Here is a 12,628-nt window from a genome sequence, read left to right on the forward strand (position 1 = left end):
AGCCCGCCGTTTAGCGGCGCAGCAACAGCGCCTTGCGTTGCAGCTCCAGCTCTTCCGGATCGGAGAAGGGCAGGTTGGCGGCTTCGGCGAAGTCGGACTTGCGGCGGCCGCTGTAGGCCCAGAAAACGATCACGAGGAAGCAGACCAGGCCTGCAACGGTGATCAGGGAACGCATTTCGTTGATATCCATGGTGATGGCCTTTATCGCAAAGATCATGCGTGGTGTTCGGCCGGTACCAGAACCGGGACGGGAGCGACCTTGCCGTTGGCAATGGTCTTGAACATGTTATACGCCATCAGCAGCATGCCGGACAGGAAGAAGATCCCGCCCAGCCAGCGGATCGCCCAGAACGGGTAGGAACCCTTGACGCCCTCGACGAAGCTGTAGGCCAGCGTGCCGTCGGTATTGACGGCGCGCCACATCAGACCCTGCATGACGCCGGCGATCCACATCGAGGCGATGTAGAGCACGGTGCCGATGGTCGCCATCCAGAAATGCACGGTGACCAGTTGCTGGTTATACATTTCCTTGCGCCCGAACAGTTTCGGGATCAGGAAGTAGATCGAGCCGATCGACACCATCGCCACCCAGCCAAGGGCACCGGAGTGCACGTGGCCGACCGTCCAGTCGGTGTAGTGCGACAGCGCATTGACCGACTTGATGGCCATCATCGGGCCTTCGAAGGTCGACATGCCGTAGAAGGACAGCGAGGTGACCAGGAACTTGAGGATGGGGTCGGTACGCAGTTTGTCCCAGGCGCCGGACAGGGTCATGATGCCGTTGATCATGCCGCCCCAGGACGGCGCGAGCAGGATCAGCGAGAAGACCATGCCGACCGATTGCGTCCAGTCGGGCAGGGCGGTGTAGTGCAGATGGTGCGGGCCGGCCCACATGTAGGTGAAGATCAGCGCCCAGAAGTGCACGATGGACAGGCGATAGGAATACACCGGACGCCCGGCCTGCTTCGGCACGAAGTAATACATCATGCCGAGGAAGCCGGCGGTCAGGAAGAAGCCGACCGCGTTATGGCCGTACCACCACTGGATCATTGCGTCCTGCGCACCGGAATAGACCGAGTAGGACTTGGTCAGCGAAACCGGCACGGCCGCGCTGTTGACGATGTGGAGCAGGGCGACGGCGATGATGAAGGCGCCGTAGAACCAGTTGGCGACGTAGATGTGCGATACCGTGCGGCGGGCAATCGTGCCGAAGAAAACGGCGGCATAGGCAATCCAGACGACGGCGATCAGCAGGTCGATCGGCCATTCCAGTTCGGCGTATTCCTTGCCCTGCGTCATGCCGAGCGGCAGCGTGATGGCCGCCAGCACGATGACCAGTTGCCAGCCCCAGAAGGTCAGCGGAATCAGCGCGCCACCCCACAGGCGGGCGTGGCAGGTGCGCTGCACGACGTAATAGGAGGTCGCGAACAGCGCGCAGCCGCCGAAGGCGAAGATCACCGCATTGGTATGCAGCGGGCGCAGGCGGCCGAAGTGGAAGTACGGCCCGACGTTGAGTTCCGGCCAGACCAGCTGCGCCGCGATGACAACGCCGACCAGCATGCCGACGATGCCCCAGATGACCGTCATCACGGCAAATTGCCGGACGACCTTGTCGTTGTAAGTGTGTTCCATTGCTGACATTGAACTAGCCCTGTTGTTGAATGAAAGCGATCGTCGCTATGGTGCGGCGTATCGGGCCTTTTTTGCGGCCGGCTGTTGGTCAGGGGCGACGTGAAATAGTTCCGTTTCGTTACAAATAAATTTCAGTGCAAAGGCGCGCCGGACAAGGGAATGCGGCGCTTGGGCAAACCGGGAGTGCCGCGCTGCGGGCTGGCGCGGCCAGGTCGGCTGATGCCGTTGCACTATATTTCTGCCCGCTGCAGGCGTTGGCGAGCAGGGAATCTATAATGCATTCCCCTGTTGACCGGCAGGAAGCGGCTGGATGCTTCCCGTCAAGCTCATTTCTCCCGTCAGAAACCGTCCGCCTTGCTGCCTCTTTCCCGAAAGTTCCTGAAAACCGTCCGCAACTGCTGCCTGGCCCTTGGCGTGCTGGTGCCGGCGGTCGTGCATGCCGCTGACGGCGCGCCGCTCGACATAGGCCTGACGCCGGGCGAACAGGCCTATGTCGAGCGGGTCGCCAGCATCCGGATGTGTGTCGATCCCGACTGGATTCCCTTCGAGCGTATCAACCAGCAAGGCCGGCATGAAGGCATTGCGGCCGATCTGGTGCAACTGGTGGCGAGCCGGGTCGGCCTGAAGGTCGAGCTGTACCCGGTCAAGACCTGGGAAGAAAGCCTGGCCGCTTCGCAGGGCAAGCATTGCCAGATCATGAGCTTTCTCAACCAGACCCCGGCGCGCGACAAATGGCTGATCTTCACACAGCCGATCTTCAGCGACCCGAACATCATCGTGACGCGCGAAGAGCATCCCTTTATCGGTGACCTGGCCGGCATCAAGGGGGAAAGCGTCGCCTTGCCGCGCAGCACGATGGTCGAGGAGCGGGTGCGGCGTGACTATCCCGGCTTGCGCGTCATCCTGACCAACAGCGAAGACGAATCGATCGCCCTGGTGTCGACGCGCCAGGCCGACATGACCATCCGCTCGCTGATGGTTGCCGCCTATTCGATCAAGAAGGAAGGCCTGTTCAACCTGAAGATCGCCGGTCAGATTCCGGAATACACGAACCGCCTGCGGATCGGCGTGCTCAAGGACGAGCCCGTCCTGCGCGACATTCTCGACAAGGGCGTCGGCAGTATTTCGCCGCAGGAACGCGAGGAAATTTCCAATCGGCATGTCGCAATCCGTGTGCAGCCGAAGCCGGATTACCGGACGATATGGGAGATCGTGGCGGGTGCCGCTTGCCTGCTGCTCGTCGCGATTTACTGGAATCGCAAGCTGAGCACCCTGAACCGCGAACTGGTGCGTCTTTCAGTGACCGACCGGCTGACCGGCCTGTTCAACCGCAGCAAGCTCGACCAAACCTTCGATGTTGAAATCCACCGCGCCTTGCGTTTTGGCCATCCCTTCAGCGTCATCATGCTGGATATCGATCACTTCAAGCAGGTCAATGACCAGCATGGGCACCAGGTCGGCGATCAGGTGCTGGTCGACGTGGCCAGGCTGCTTGCGGCACGGCGCCGCGAAACCGATATTCTCGGGCGCTGGGGCGGCGAGGAATTCATGCTGATCTGTCCGCATACCGATGTGAGTGGTGCGTGCATCCTGGCCGAAAGCCTGCGCCAGGCTTTTGTTGCCAATTCGTTCGCTAAAGACTTGCAGTTGACCGCAAGTTTCGGCGTGTCTGCCTTCCTGTCCGGGGACAAGGCCACCGATATCGTTGGGCGGGCCGATGCGGCGCTCTACCGGGCCAAGCATCTCGGACGCAATCGCGTCGAAGTGCAATAAGCCGCAGCATGGGGCAGCGCTGCAGTTTGTCCGTGCTTCTGCGGCTGGCGCTGGCGGTTTCGGCCATTTGCGGCGCCTTGCCGGTGCAGGCCGGCGAGGACCTGCGCTCGGCCCTGGCGGAGAGCAGCGTCGCCGGCTATTTCAAGGCGATGTACATTGCCGACGACAAGAAAGGCGGCCGCCTGAACCAGAATACGACCGGCTTTGGCGGCAAGCTCGGCGGCGAGACCGGGACGTTCTACGGTTTCAGCCTGAAAGCGGCGTGGTACACCACCGGCGACCTGGGAACGCGGCGCGACGATGCGCGGCGCACCGATGCCTACATGTTCGATGTCGACAAGAAGCCGTACTCGCTGATCGGCGAGGCGCAGGTCCGCTTCGCAGCGGGCCGGACCCAACTGCTTGCCGGGCGGCAGGAGTTTTTCTCGCCGCTGATCAATACCTACGACTACCGGATTATTCCCAACCTGTTCGAGGCGGTGACGCTGACCAATCGCGACCTGCCCGACACCACGCTGACCCTGGCCTATGTCAGCCGGATGTCCGGTCTGGACGGCGTGGTCAGCTTTGCCGAGTTCCGCAGCATGTCGCAGCAGGCCTATACCTCGCTGCGCGTCGCCGCCAACGGCGCGCTCGACGGCCCGCATGGCACGACGCTCGATCCGTCCAGCGTGGTCGGCAACAAGGGCGTCTGGGTTACCGGCCTGGTTTACGACAAGGCATTTCGCGTCCAGGCCTGGAATTATTACGGCATTGATACCCTGAACTCGCTGTATCTCGACGGCCGCGTCAAACAGGATCTCGGCCACGATATTTCGCTCGTCGCCGAGGCGCAGACCTACCATGTCGCGGAAGTCGGTCAGTTCAAGGACTATCTGGCCCGCCAGGGCCTCAATGCGACCTACTCTCTGTATGGCCTCAAGGGCACCCTGGCGCACCAGGCGAGCGGACTGAGCGTGGCACTGGCCGGCAACCGGTTCACCGGCCAGCGCAACACGGTCAGCGCCTATGGCAACTGGGGCGGCTACCCGGAGTTCGTCGTGATGCCTTATGTCGTTGCCGAAAACAACGGTGTCTCGGCCATTGCCGGCAGCCGGACGGCCAAGCTCGCCGTGCTGTGGGATCTACGCTCGATTGGCCTGGCCGAGCAGAGCCTGCTGTTCGGGCATGCCCGCATCGATATCGATGAGGCCATCCAGCCGGCCAGCGATATCGTCGTCAACAGCCTGATCTACCGCGCCCGCCTGAGTCCGAAAGTCTCGGCCCGGCTGGCTGCGGAGGCGAGAAGCTCGGCCAACAGCCGCTACGACAACAAGTTCGTCGCGCTGGCGCTGCGCTACGATTTTTGATGCGGCGGACCTTCGTCACGGTGCCGGCCGCCTGCGGCATAATCCGCGGCTTTCCCTTCTCTCGTCTTGCCGATGATCCGCCCCGAACAGCCTGAAGCATCCCGCCTCTCCATCCTGGCGCTGACCGCGCCGGTGGCGATGGGCTACGTGCCGCTCGGCTCGGTATTTGGCTTTCTCTTCGTTCAGGCCGGTGCCGAGTGGTGGCTGGCCGTGCTCGCCAGTCTCTGCGTCTATGCCGGGGCGGCGCAGTTCATGATGATCCCGATGCTCGCCGCCGGCCTGCCGGTCGGTGCAATCGCGCTGGCAACGCTGATCGTCAATCTGCGCCATGTTTTCTACGGCTTGTCGCTGCTCGAAAGAATGCCGCGCCAGCGTCTGCTGCGCTGGTATCTGATTTTCGCGCTGACCGACGAGACCTATTCGCTACTGACTTCCCTGCCCAAAACGGTCAGCCACCGGCAGATGGCTGGCATTGCGCTGCTCAATCAGGGCTGGTGGCTGCTCGGCACGCTGCTTGGCGCCCTGATCGGCGCCAGCGCCAAGGTGCCGCTGGTTGGCCTCGACTTTGCCCTGGCGGCGCTGTTTGCCGTGCTGACGGTGGAGCAGTGGCGAGCGCGCCGCGATGCCTTCCCGATCTGGGTGGCGCTCCTTGCCTACGGCATCGCCCAGTGGCTGGCGCCGCCGCACGCGCTGCTGATCGCCATCGTGCTGAGCATTCTGGTTGGCCTGTGGCGCAAGCCGGAAAGCGCGAAGTTGTCAGGCGAGGCAAAGCCATGAGCGACAATCTCTACATCATCACGGTGCTGCTGGCGATGGCGCTGGTCACCTTTGCCTTGCGCGCCTTGCCTTTCCTGGCGGCCCAATGGCTGGGCAAGCACCCGTGGGTTGCCCGGCTCGGGCGCTTCCTGCCGCTCGCCATCATGACGCTGTTGCTGCTGCACGCCGTGCATGGGGCCGCCGGCGAACACGCCGCCGGCCCCTGGCCCGAGCTGGCGGCAGTCGCGGTGGTTGTGCTGCTGCAATTGAAGAGCCGCAATCCCTTGTTGAGCATCCTTGCCGGCACCGGGCTATATGTCCTGATCAGGAATTTTGCCCTGATTTGAAGCGTCGACCGGCCGGTGCGGCCGGACCACACGACGCCAGCCAAGAACGCAGCCGCTCAGGCAGAGCGCGCCGCCGATCAGCGAGAGAAAGATGATCAGCGTATCGCGCCGCCAGGCCCGGGCGAGCAGGGGCGCGAAATCGAAGCGGTGCAGCGCCAGGTAGAGCCAGCGATGGGCACTGTCGTGGCGATTGGCCTGAGTGACGATGCGGCCGCTCAGCGGATCGATGTAGAAGACACTGCGTTCGCTGTCGGCGAAATCGAGGCGGGCCACGGGAAAGCTGCGCGGCTGGTGGCGCAGTGAAAAATAGCGGCTGTCCGGCTCGTTCAGCCATTGCGCCTGATATGCCGTAGCGGGCCGCAGTGCGGCTGCCGCGAGGGCAATTTCATCGAGGCCGAGTTGCCGGCGGTGCTGCCCGTTGCGTTCGACGATGACTTGCTCGGCGTCGAGCTGGCGCAGCCGGGCCAGTGGCTGGCCGGCAAAGCGCAGCCAGTCGACCTCCCGCGTGGCCGGGGTGATTTCGGGCAGCCAGTCGAGAACGTCGGCACTTAACTCGCCGCCGGCCAGCTGTTGCTGCTCGGCGGGTGTTGGATAAACGCCTCTGGCTAGCCCCAGCGGCGCCAGAGACAGCCAGCCGCTGAGCAGCCAGGTTACGACGAATATTCCGCCGCTGAGACCGAGCAGGTGATGCCAGTATTTCCACGCCGCGCGATAGGGTGTTCGGCGTCCACCGGGGTAGGGCGTACGCAGGCGCAGACGTTGCCAGCCCAGGTACAGACCGGCCAGCGCCATGAGCAGGGCGGCAAAGCTGATCGACAGCAGCAGACCGCGCCAAAGTTCGCCGTGCTGGCGCAGCGGGGTGAAGTAGAGCCAATGCACGACGCTGCCGATCCAGTTCCAGGCTCGTTCGGACCGGTTCGTATCGAGCACGACTTCGCCGCTGCCGGTCGACAGGTAGTAATCCCGGCCATCGGCCAGTTCGATGCGCAGGAAAGGCCGCCAGGCGTCGAACTGGCGGTAAACCGTCCATTGATCCAGCGCCAGCGGCGTCACGGCGGCAACACCGGCGTCGCCGAGATGGGCTGCGGCCAGATGCAGTGCCTGCGCCGTGTCGGGCGTGGCGAAAAGACTGGCATCGTCGGCATAGACGGTCGACCAGTGTTTTTGTGCCAAAAAGCGATAGGCCGGACGATCTCCCGCCATGTTCAGGCGGACGACCTCCGGCCAGCCCGTCAGGCCGAGGGCCTGCCAGGCGGCGAGCGGCGAAACCCGGACGCGCTCGGCGGCCAGCGCCGGCAGGGCAGCGAGCCGTTCGGCATCGGTCAACTGCGGCCGGGCGACAAAAAGCATCACCACGCCGGATCCGAACCAGAGCAGCAGCATCAGCCCCAAGCCCATGCCCAGCCAGCGATGGCCCAGATGCAGCCAGCGTGCGAGTTTCGCCGGACTCATCTCAGAACTTCAGCTCGGCGACGAGTTCGACGCTACGCCCCTGACCAAGCACGAACTGCTGGCTGCCGTAAGAGGTCGTGGCGTAGACCTTGTCGGTCAGGTTGCGACCGATCAGGCGCAGGGTTGTCTGGCTGTCATACTTCCAGGCCAGCGCCGCGTCGGCCACGGCATAGCCGGGCAGGGTGACGCTGTTGGCATTGTCGGCGTAGCGCTTGCCGACATAACGGCCGCCCAGCGAAGCCTGTACCGGCCCGATCAGGCGATGCAGCCACAGGTTGGCGACCTGTTCCGGCACGTCGGTCGGCCGCTTGCCCGCGCGGTCGACGCCGCCGGCTTCGAGCAATTCGTCGTAGCGGGCGCGCAGCACGGCGTAGTTGCCCTCGACGCGCCAGTTCTTCCACGGCGTCAGCGCGGCGCTCAACTCGATGCCTTGCGAGTGCTGGCTGCCGCCCTGTACCGACAGCGCCGGGTTGGCCGGGTCGCGGGTGATGATGTCGTCCTTGTCGATACGGAACAGCGCCGCCGTCCATTCGCCCCGGCCGTTGCCCAGACTCTGCTTGACCCCGGTTTCGACCTGCCGGCCCTTGGTCAGCGTGAATTTGCTGTTGCTCAGGTTCATCGTGATGATGCTGGTCACCGGGTCGTGTCCGGCGCTGGCCTGGGCGTACAGGCTGGTGGCCGGGTTCAGCCGATAGGTCAGGCCGAGGCGCCAGGCGTTGCCGTGCAGGGTCTTGGCGAAATCGCTGCCGCTGACCAGTTCGTGGCGCGACACGTCGGCGACATCGTGCCGGATGCCGGCCAGCAGCAGCCATTTATCGGCGAACTGCCAGGCATCTTCGGCGTAGAAGGCCTGCAGGGTGGAGCGGGTGTCGAATTTGGCCAGCGTCGGGTCCGGGCTGGACCAGGTGCCATGCGCCGGATCAGCCGCCGACACGGTCGACGTGCCGCCATAGGGCGAATTGTTGCTATGGCGGAAATTGACCTGCGCCACCTCCCAGCCGACGACGCCGCGATGCCGGTCGCTGCGGATGCCGGCCTCCAGACGGTTCCCCGTTTGATCCATGTTGTGCCTGATTTCGAGGTAATCCGAGCGGTCGACCGTGCCGGCCGCGGCATTCAGGCTGTATTGCTCGACATTCTTCCAGTGGCGGTTGGCCTCGAAGTAATACACCTCGTCGCGCAGGCTCAGCCAGTCGTTGGCTTGCCATTCGACGCGGCCGCGCAGGCGCTTGTCCTCGTAGCTGATGATCGCATCGCTGACGTTGTAGTTCTCGTCGCGCAGGCTGGAAACGATGCGGCCCTTGTCGTTCGGCGTGCCCCAGTAGCGTTCCGGCTTCTGCTTGCTGTAATCGGCGAGCAGCTCGAAGCGCAGATCGCTGTTCGGCTGCAGGCGCAGCGTCGTCATCAGCTTGCTGCCGCTGGCATTGCCCAGGTCGCGCTGTCCGTCGGTGGTGTGGGCATAGGCATCGACGCGGAAGCTGGCGATCTCGCCGAGCGTACCGCTGCCGCCCAGACCGATCCGGCCGGTGCCGTCGCTGCCGATCCCGAACAGGGCTTCGGCGCTGGCATTGCGGCTCGGCGCCTTGCGCACGGCGTTGATCGTGGCGCCGACGGTGCCGCTGCCATAGACCACCGAGGCCGGGCCGCGCAGCACGTCGATGCGTTCGTAACCCCAGCTGTCGTTCGGGTAGTTCTGGGTGCCGGAACCGGTCGACAGGCGCATGCCATCCTCGGCCAGACCGACCGAGTTGGTGCCGGTGAAGCCGCGTGTCGAAAAGGACATCGCACCGTTGCCGCCGGAACCGACACCGCTGACGCCGGCGGCACGGGTGATGGCATCCATGATCGTGTAGTCGCCGCGCTCCTGGACGGTAAGGCTGTCGACGCTTTCGATGCTCGCCGGCAGTTCGCGCGCGGTGACGCCGGTGCGGCTGCCGCTGCTGCTCGCCTGGTCAAGGCCGAGGCTGGCCACGTCGCGCCCGGCCGTCACTTCGACGGGGGCGAGTTCGGTCTCGGCATGAGCCGGGCCCAGACTGGCCAGCGCCGCGATGACGGCGAGCGGCAGTCGCGCCATTGAAGGAAAGCATCCGGATGCTGAGTGATGAAGGTCTTGCATGGTCAAACTCCCTGGTTCGACCGTCCACGCGGAATGCTGCGCGCCATGCGCTCCGGCATGGTGTTTTCGCAGCCCTCCGCAACCCCGCAGACGGTCCATTGCAAAACGCCAGGCGGCACTTGCGCCGCATGGCATGAAACAACAGGCCGGTCTCCGGGCTGGTCAGTCTTGAGGCATCGCCTTCCCGACCGGTTCGCGCGCATTGCTCTGGGCAATGCCACGTTGCCGGCCAGTGGCTGGCGGCTCCTGCGAGTCGCCGTGATGCATCCGCACTGACTTACCGTTGCGGGGGCAGCCGGGGCTTTGCGAGCATTTGCGTCGCGCACCCCGTTCCCGTTTCACCCGACACCTTGCGGCGGCGGGCACCTGTTGCCTTGATCCGGCCGGACGTATCCGGCCGGAAATTCCTTAAATGCCGGTGTGTACTTTCTCCTTGTCGAGCAGGCCGACGACGCTGCCGATGACGAGCAGGGTCGGCGGTTTCACGGCGAATTCCCTTGCCGTCTGCGGCAGGTGGTCGAGCCGGCTCGGATAGATGCGCTGTTGCGGCCAGGTCGCCTTGTAGATCAGCGCGGCCGGTGTGTCGCCGGGCAGGCCGGCGGCCTGCAAGCGCTCGCTGATGATCTCCAGGCCCTTGACGCCCATGTAGATGACGACCGTCTGGTTGGGCTGGGCGAGGGCGGCCCAGTTCAGGTCTATCGTGTGATCCTTGAGATGGCCGGTGACGAAGACACAGCTTTGTGCGTGGTCGCGGTGCGTCAGCGGAAAACCGAAGGCGGCCGCAGCACCAAGCGCGGCGGTGATGCCGGGCACGATGTCCACCGCGATGCCGTTTTCGAGCAGCACTTCCATTTCCTCGCCGCCACGCCCGAAGACGAAGGGATCGCCGCCCTTGAGGCGGACGACGCGGCGTCCGGCGCGGGCCAGTTCAAGCAGCAGTTGCGAGATGTCTTCCTGCGGCAAGGTGTGATTGCCGGCCGCCTTGCCGACGTAGATGCGCTCGGCGGTCGACGGTGCAAAAGCGAGGATTTCCGGCGCCACCAGATTGTCGTAGACGATGACTTCGGCCTGCTGCAGGCGATGCAACGCCTTCAGCGTCAGCAGTTCCGGATCGCCGGGACCGGCGCCGACCAGCGCCACGCTGCCGGGCGGAAAGGGGGAGGGAGGAAAAGGCGAGGACGTCAGCATGCGCCGGGTTCCGCCTGGTGGAAGACGAGATCGGCGACGACTTCGCCGTTTTTCAGGTGCTGCTCGACGATGCGTTCCAGGTTGTCCTCGGTGACGTTGTAATACCAGGTGCCGTCGGGCTGCACGCACATCACCGGGCCGCCCTTGCAGGCGGCGAAGCAGCCGACCTTGGTGCGCTTGACGCGCAGCTCGCCCTGGTCCAGCCCGGCGGCTTTCAGCGTTTCGCCGAGGCGGCCGAAAAGTGCCTCGGATTCGCCGTTGACCGTACAGCGCGGGCCGGTGCACACCAGCAGGTGGCGTTTGTAGGCGCCGATCTTCGGCTTGACGGCTTCGCTCATGCTTCGACCTCGTTGGCTTCGCCTTCTTCCGGTATTTGAGTTGCCAGCACGGCGGCGATGTAGTCTGCGGGCAGGCGGTAATCGACGGCTAGTTCGGCGGCCGTCTTGCCGCTTGCCTGGATTTCCGCCATCCAGCCGTTGAGTCCGGTCGACAGCGAGCGGCCGGCCTGTTCGCCGGCGTGCGTGTTGCGTTCGCCGTCGGCCACCGCGTACTTGTTGGCGTAGCCGCGCGGCGTCACCATCAGGCCGTGCCGCACGAATGTGTTGGAATTGCCGATCAGCACCGTGGTCAGCATGCCGATATCGGCCTCGGCCATCTTTTCCAGCGTCGTGAACTCGATGCGCTGCTTCGGCCGGTAGGCCGATTTGACGATCGCCACCGGCGTCTGCGGATCGCGATGGCGCAGGAACAGGCGCTGCGCCTCGACGATCTGCTGCGTGCGGCGGCCGCTCTTCGGGTTGTACAGCGCGACGACGAAATCGGCATAGGCCACGGCATCGAGCCGGCGGGCGATGGTCGGCCACGGCGTCAGCAGGTCGGACAGCGAAATGGCGCAGAAATCGTGGGTCAGCGGCGCACCGACCAGTGCGGCGCAGGTGTTGAGCGCCGAAGCGCCGGGCACAATCTCGACTTCAATGTCCGAATCCGGCGTCCAGCCGGCCTGGAACAGCACCTCGAAAGTCGGTCCGGCCATGCCGTACACGCCGGCGTCGCCCGACGACACCAGCGCCACCTTCTTGCCCTGGCGGGCGCGGTCGAGCGCCTCGATGGCGCGGTCGAGCTCCTCGGTCATCGACTTCTTGATGACTTCCTTGCCCTCGACCAGGTCGGCGACCAGGCGGATGTAGGTGACGTAGCCGATCACCGTGTCGGCCTCGGCAATCGCGGTGCGGGCGCGCGCCGTCAGGTGGTCGTGGCTGCCCGGGCCGAGGCCGACGAGCATGATCTTGCCGGTTTTGCCGGTGTTTTCTGGTGCGTTCATGTGGGGATCCTTGCAATGGAGACGGTGGCGTTGCGGCCGTCCAGGCCGCGCAGCTTGTGTTTTTCGATGAGTAGATGACTTTTGTCGGCGCCGGCCGCGAGCAGCGCCGCTGCTTCCGAGACGGAAGGCGTGCCGGTGTATTTGCGGACGGTTTCCGACGGATTTGGCACGTCGACCGCTGCCAGTTCGGCTGCCGTATAGAACAGGCACGGCCAGGCGTGGCTTTCGATGACATGCAGCAGTCCGGTTTCGTTGGCCTTGAGGTCGATGCTGGCCACCGCCCAGACGTCCGCCAGCGAAGCGCCGCAGGCGGCGAGCGCCTGGGCGATGCAGCGTTCGATGGTGATGGCAGGGGTGTTGCGGTCGCAACCGAGGCCGAGGGCGATTTTCAAAAGGAAAACTCCCGAACCCAGAAAAACGGACCAAAAAGAGAGCGGAGTGTAGACAAGCCCCCCTTCGAGAGCGCCGAGCAGCGCAGAGCCGCCAGGAGCAGTGGGCTCGCGTTGTTTGAGCCGCAGGCGAGTTTAGCGAGCCCCCTGGCGGCTTGAGCAGCGCAGGGAACCGGGCCACAGGCCCGGCGCGAACGTAGGGGTCGCCTTTCTTTGCTTACTTTCTTTGGCGAAGCAAAGAAAGTAAGACGCCGCGCCACGGCGGAAAACAGCAGTTCGGTGGCGACCAAGCTCTTTTCCGTGTC

The 12,628-nt window shown here is 64.5% G+C and carries 12 protein-coding genes and 1 riboswitch; of the genes, 4 read left to right on the plus strand and 8 right to left on the minus strand.

What is annotated here, in order from left to right; translation table 11 throughout:
* Positions 1-10 precede the first annotated feature (10 nt).
* On the minus strand, positions 11-217 hold the full coding sequence (locus KIG99_RS19060; RefSeq protein ID WP_404817896.1) for a cbb3-type cytochrome oxidase subunit 3: 207 nt from the start codon (positions 215-217) through the stop codon (positions 11-13).
* The gene (ccoN, locus tag KIG99_RS19065) at positions 214-1,641 is read right to left on the minus strand and encodes a cytochrome-c oxidase, cbb3-type subunit I (RefSeq protein ID WP_226461601.1); all 1,428 of its coding nucleotides are present in this window, start codon (positions 1,639-1,641) and stop codon (positions 214-216) included. The genes KIG99_RS19060 and ccoN overlap by 4 nt, the downstream gene beginning before the upstream one ends.
* Positions 1,642-1,986: 345 nt before the next feature.
* Here ccoN and KIG99_RS19070 point away from each other — a divergent pair, with 345 nt between their 5' ends.
* The 4 genes from KIG99_RS19070 to KIG99_RS19085 all read left to right on the plus strand — a co-directional run bounded on the left by KIG99_RS19070 (position 1,987) and on the right by KIG99_RS19085 (position 5,857).
* Positions 1,987-3,405: a diguanylate cyclase gene (locus tag KIG99_RS19070; RefSeq protein WP_226461602.1), complete on the plus strand. Its 1,419-nt coding sequence runs from the start codon at positions 1,987-1,989 to the stop codon at positions 3,403-3,405.
* A gap of 32 nt (positions 3,406-3,437) precedes the next feature.
* Positions 3,438-4,754 (plus strand): OprD family outer membrane porin, encoded by a 1,317-nt coding sequence (locus tag KIG99_RS19075; RefSeq protein ID WP_226461603.1) that lies wholly within the window; start codon positions 3,438-3,440, stop codon positions 4,752-4,754.
* Between the two features lie 72 nt (positions 4,755-4,826).
* Positions 4,827-5,531, plus strand: coding sequence for an AzlC family ABC transporter permease (locus KIG99_RS19080; RefSeq protein WP_226461604.1), 705 nt, complete (start codon positions 4,827-4,829; stop codon positions 5,529-5,531).
* Positions 5,528-5,857, plus strand: a complete 330-nt coding sequence (locus KIG99_RS19085; RefSeq protein WP_226461605.1) for a branched-chain amino acid transporter permease — start codon at positions 5,528-5,530, stop codon at positions 5,855-5,857. Before KIG99_RS19080 ends, KIG99_RS19085 begins: the two co-directional genes overlap by 4 nt.
* Here the strand turns inward: KIG99_RS19085 and KIG99_RS19090 are convergent.
* The 6 genes from KIG99_RS19090 to KIG99_RS19115 all read right to left on the minus strand — a co-directional run bounded on the left by KIG99_RS19090 (position 5,822) and on the right by KIG99_RS19115 (position 12,326).
* Positions 5,822-7,309 (minus strand): PepSY domain-containing protein, encoded by a 1,488-nt coding sequence (locus KIG99_RS19090; protein WP_226461606.1) that lies wholly within the window; start codon positions 7,307-7,309, stop codon positions 5,822-5,824. The genes KIG99_RS19085 and KIG99_RS19090 overlap by 36 nt on opposite strands.
* A gap of 1 nt (position 7,310) precedes the next feature.
* Positions 7,311-9,383, minus strand: coding sequence for a TonB-dependent receptor (locus KIG99_RS19095; RefSeq protein ID WP_226461607.1), 2,073 nt, complete (start codon positions 9,381-9,383; stop codon positions 7,311-7,313).
* A gap of 169 nt (positions 9,384-9,552) precedes the next feature.
* A riboswitch (cobalamin riboswitch) is annotated at positions 9,553-9,810 on the minus strand.
* Positions 9,811-9,833: 23 nt separating this feature from the next.
* A complete protein-coding gene (gene cobA, locus KIG99_RS19100; protein WP_226461608.1) occupies positions 9,834-10,613 on the minus strand; it encodes a uroporphyrinogen-III C-methyltransferase in 780 nt (259 codons plus the stop codon).
* Complete coding sequence (locus tag KIG99_RS19105) at positions 10,607-10,951, minus strand: (2Fe-2S) ferredoxin domain-containing protein (RefSeq protein WP_226461609.1); 345 nt, start codon at positions 10,949-10,951, stop codon at positions 10,607-10,609. The genes cobA and KIG99_RS19105 overlap by 7 nt, the downstream gene beginning before the upstream one ends.
* A complete protein-coding gene (gene cobJ / locus KIG99_RS19110; protein ID WP_226461610.1) occupies positions 10,948-11,934 on the minus strand; it encodes a precorrin-3B C(17)-methyltransferase in 987 nt (328 codons plus the stop codon). Before cobJ ends, KIG99_RS19105 begins: the two co-directional genes overlap by 4 nt.
* Positions 11,931-12,326 carry a cobalamin biosynthesis protein gene (locus KIG99_RS19115; RefSeq protein ID WP_226461611.1) on the minus strand — a complete coding sequence of 132 codons (396 nt, stop codon included), beginning with the start codon at positions 12,324-12,326 and terminating at the stop codon, positions 11,931-11,933. The genes cobJ and KIG99_RS19115 overlap by 4 nt, the downstream gene beginning before the upstream one ends.
* Between the last annotated feature and the right edge of the window lie 302 nt (positions 12,327-12,628).

Source organism: Quatrionicoccus australiensis, assembly GCF_020510425.1.
Taxonomy (GTDB): Bacteria; Pseudomonadota; Gammaproteobacteria; order Burkholderiales; family Rhodocyclaceae; genus Azonexus; species Azonexus australiensis_A.

Excerpts from the sequence above, each read along its gene's own strand:
- KIG99_RS19090 (WP_226461606.1), bottom strand. The coding sequence starts at position 7,309 with ATGAGTCCGGCGAAACTCGCACGCTGGCTGCATCTGGGCCATCGCTGG.
- cobA (WP_226461608.1), bottom strand. The coding sequence starts at position 10,613 with ATGCTGACGTCCTCGCCTTTTCCTCCCTCCCCCTTTCCGCCCGGCAGC.
- KIG99_RS19060 (WP_404817896.1), bottom strand. The coding sequence starts at position 217 with ATGATCTTTGCGATAAAGGCCATCACCATGGATATCAACGAAATGCGT.
- KIG99_RS19095 (WP_226461607.1), bottom strand. The coding sequence starts at position 9,383 with ATGGCGCGACTGCCGCTCGCCGTCATCGCGGCGCTGGCCAGTCTGGGC.
- KIG99_RS19105 (WP_226461609.1), bottom strand. The coding sequence starts at position 10,951 with ATGAGCGAAGCCGTCAAGCCGAAGATCGGCGCCTACAAACGCCACCTG.
- cobJ (WP_226461610.1), bottom strand. The coding sequence starts at position 11,934 with ATGAACGCACCAGAAAACACCGGCAAAACCGGCAAGATCATGCTCGTC.
- ccoN (WP_226461601.1), bottom strand. The coding sequence starts at position 1,641 with ATGTCAGCAATGGAACACACTTACAACGACAAGGTCGTCCGGCAATTT.
- KIG99_RS19080 (WP_226461604.1), top strand. The coding sequence starts at position 4,827 with ATGATCCGCCCCGAACAGCCTGAAGCATCCCGCCTCTCCATCCTGGCG.
- KIG99_RS19085 (WP_226461605.1), top strand. The coding sequence starts at position 5,528 with ATGAGCGACAATCTCTACATCATCACGGTGCTGCTGGCGATGGCGCTG.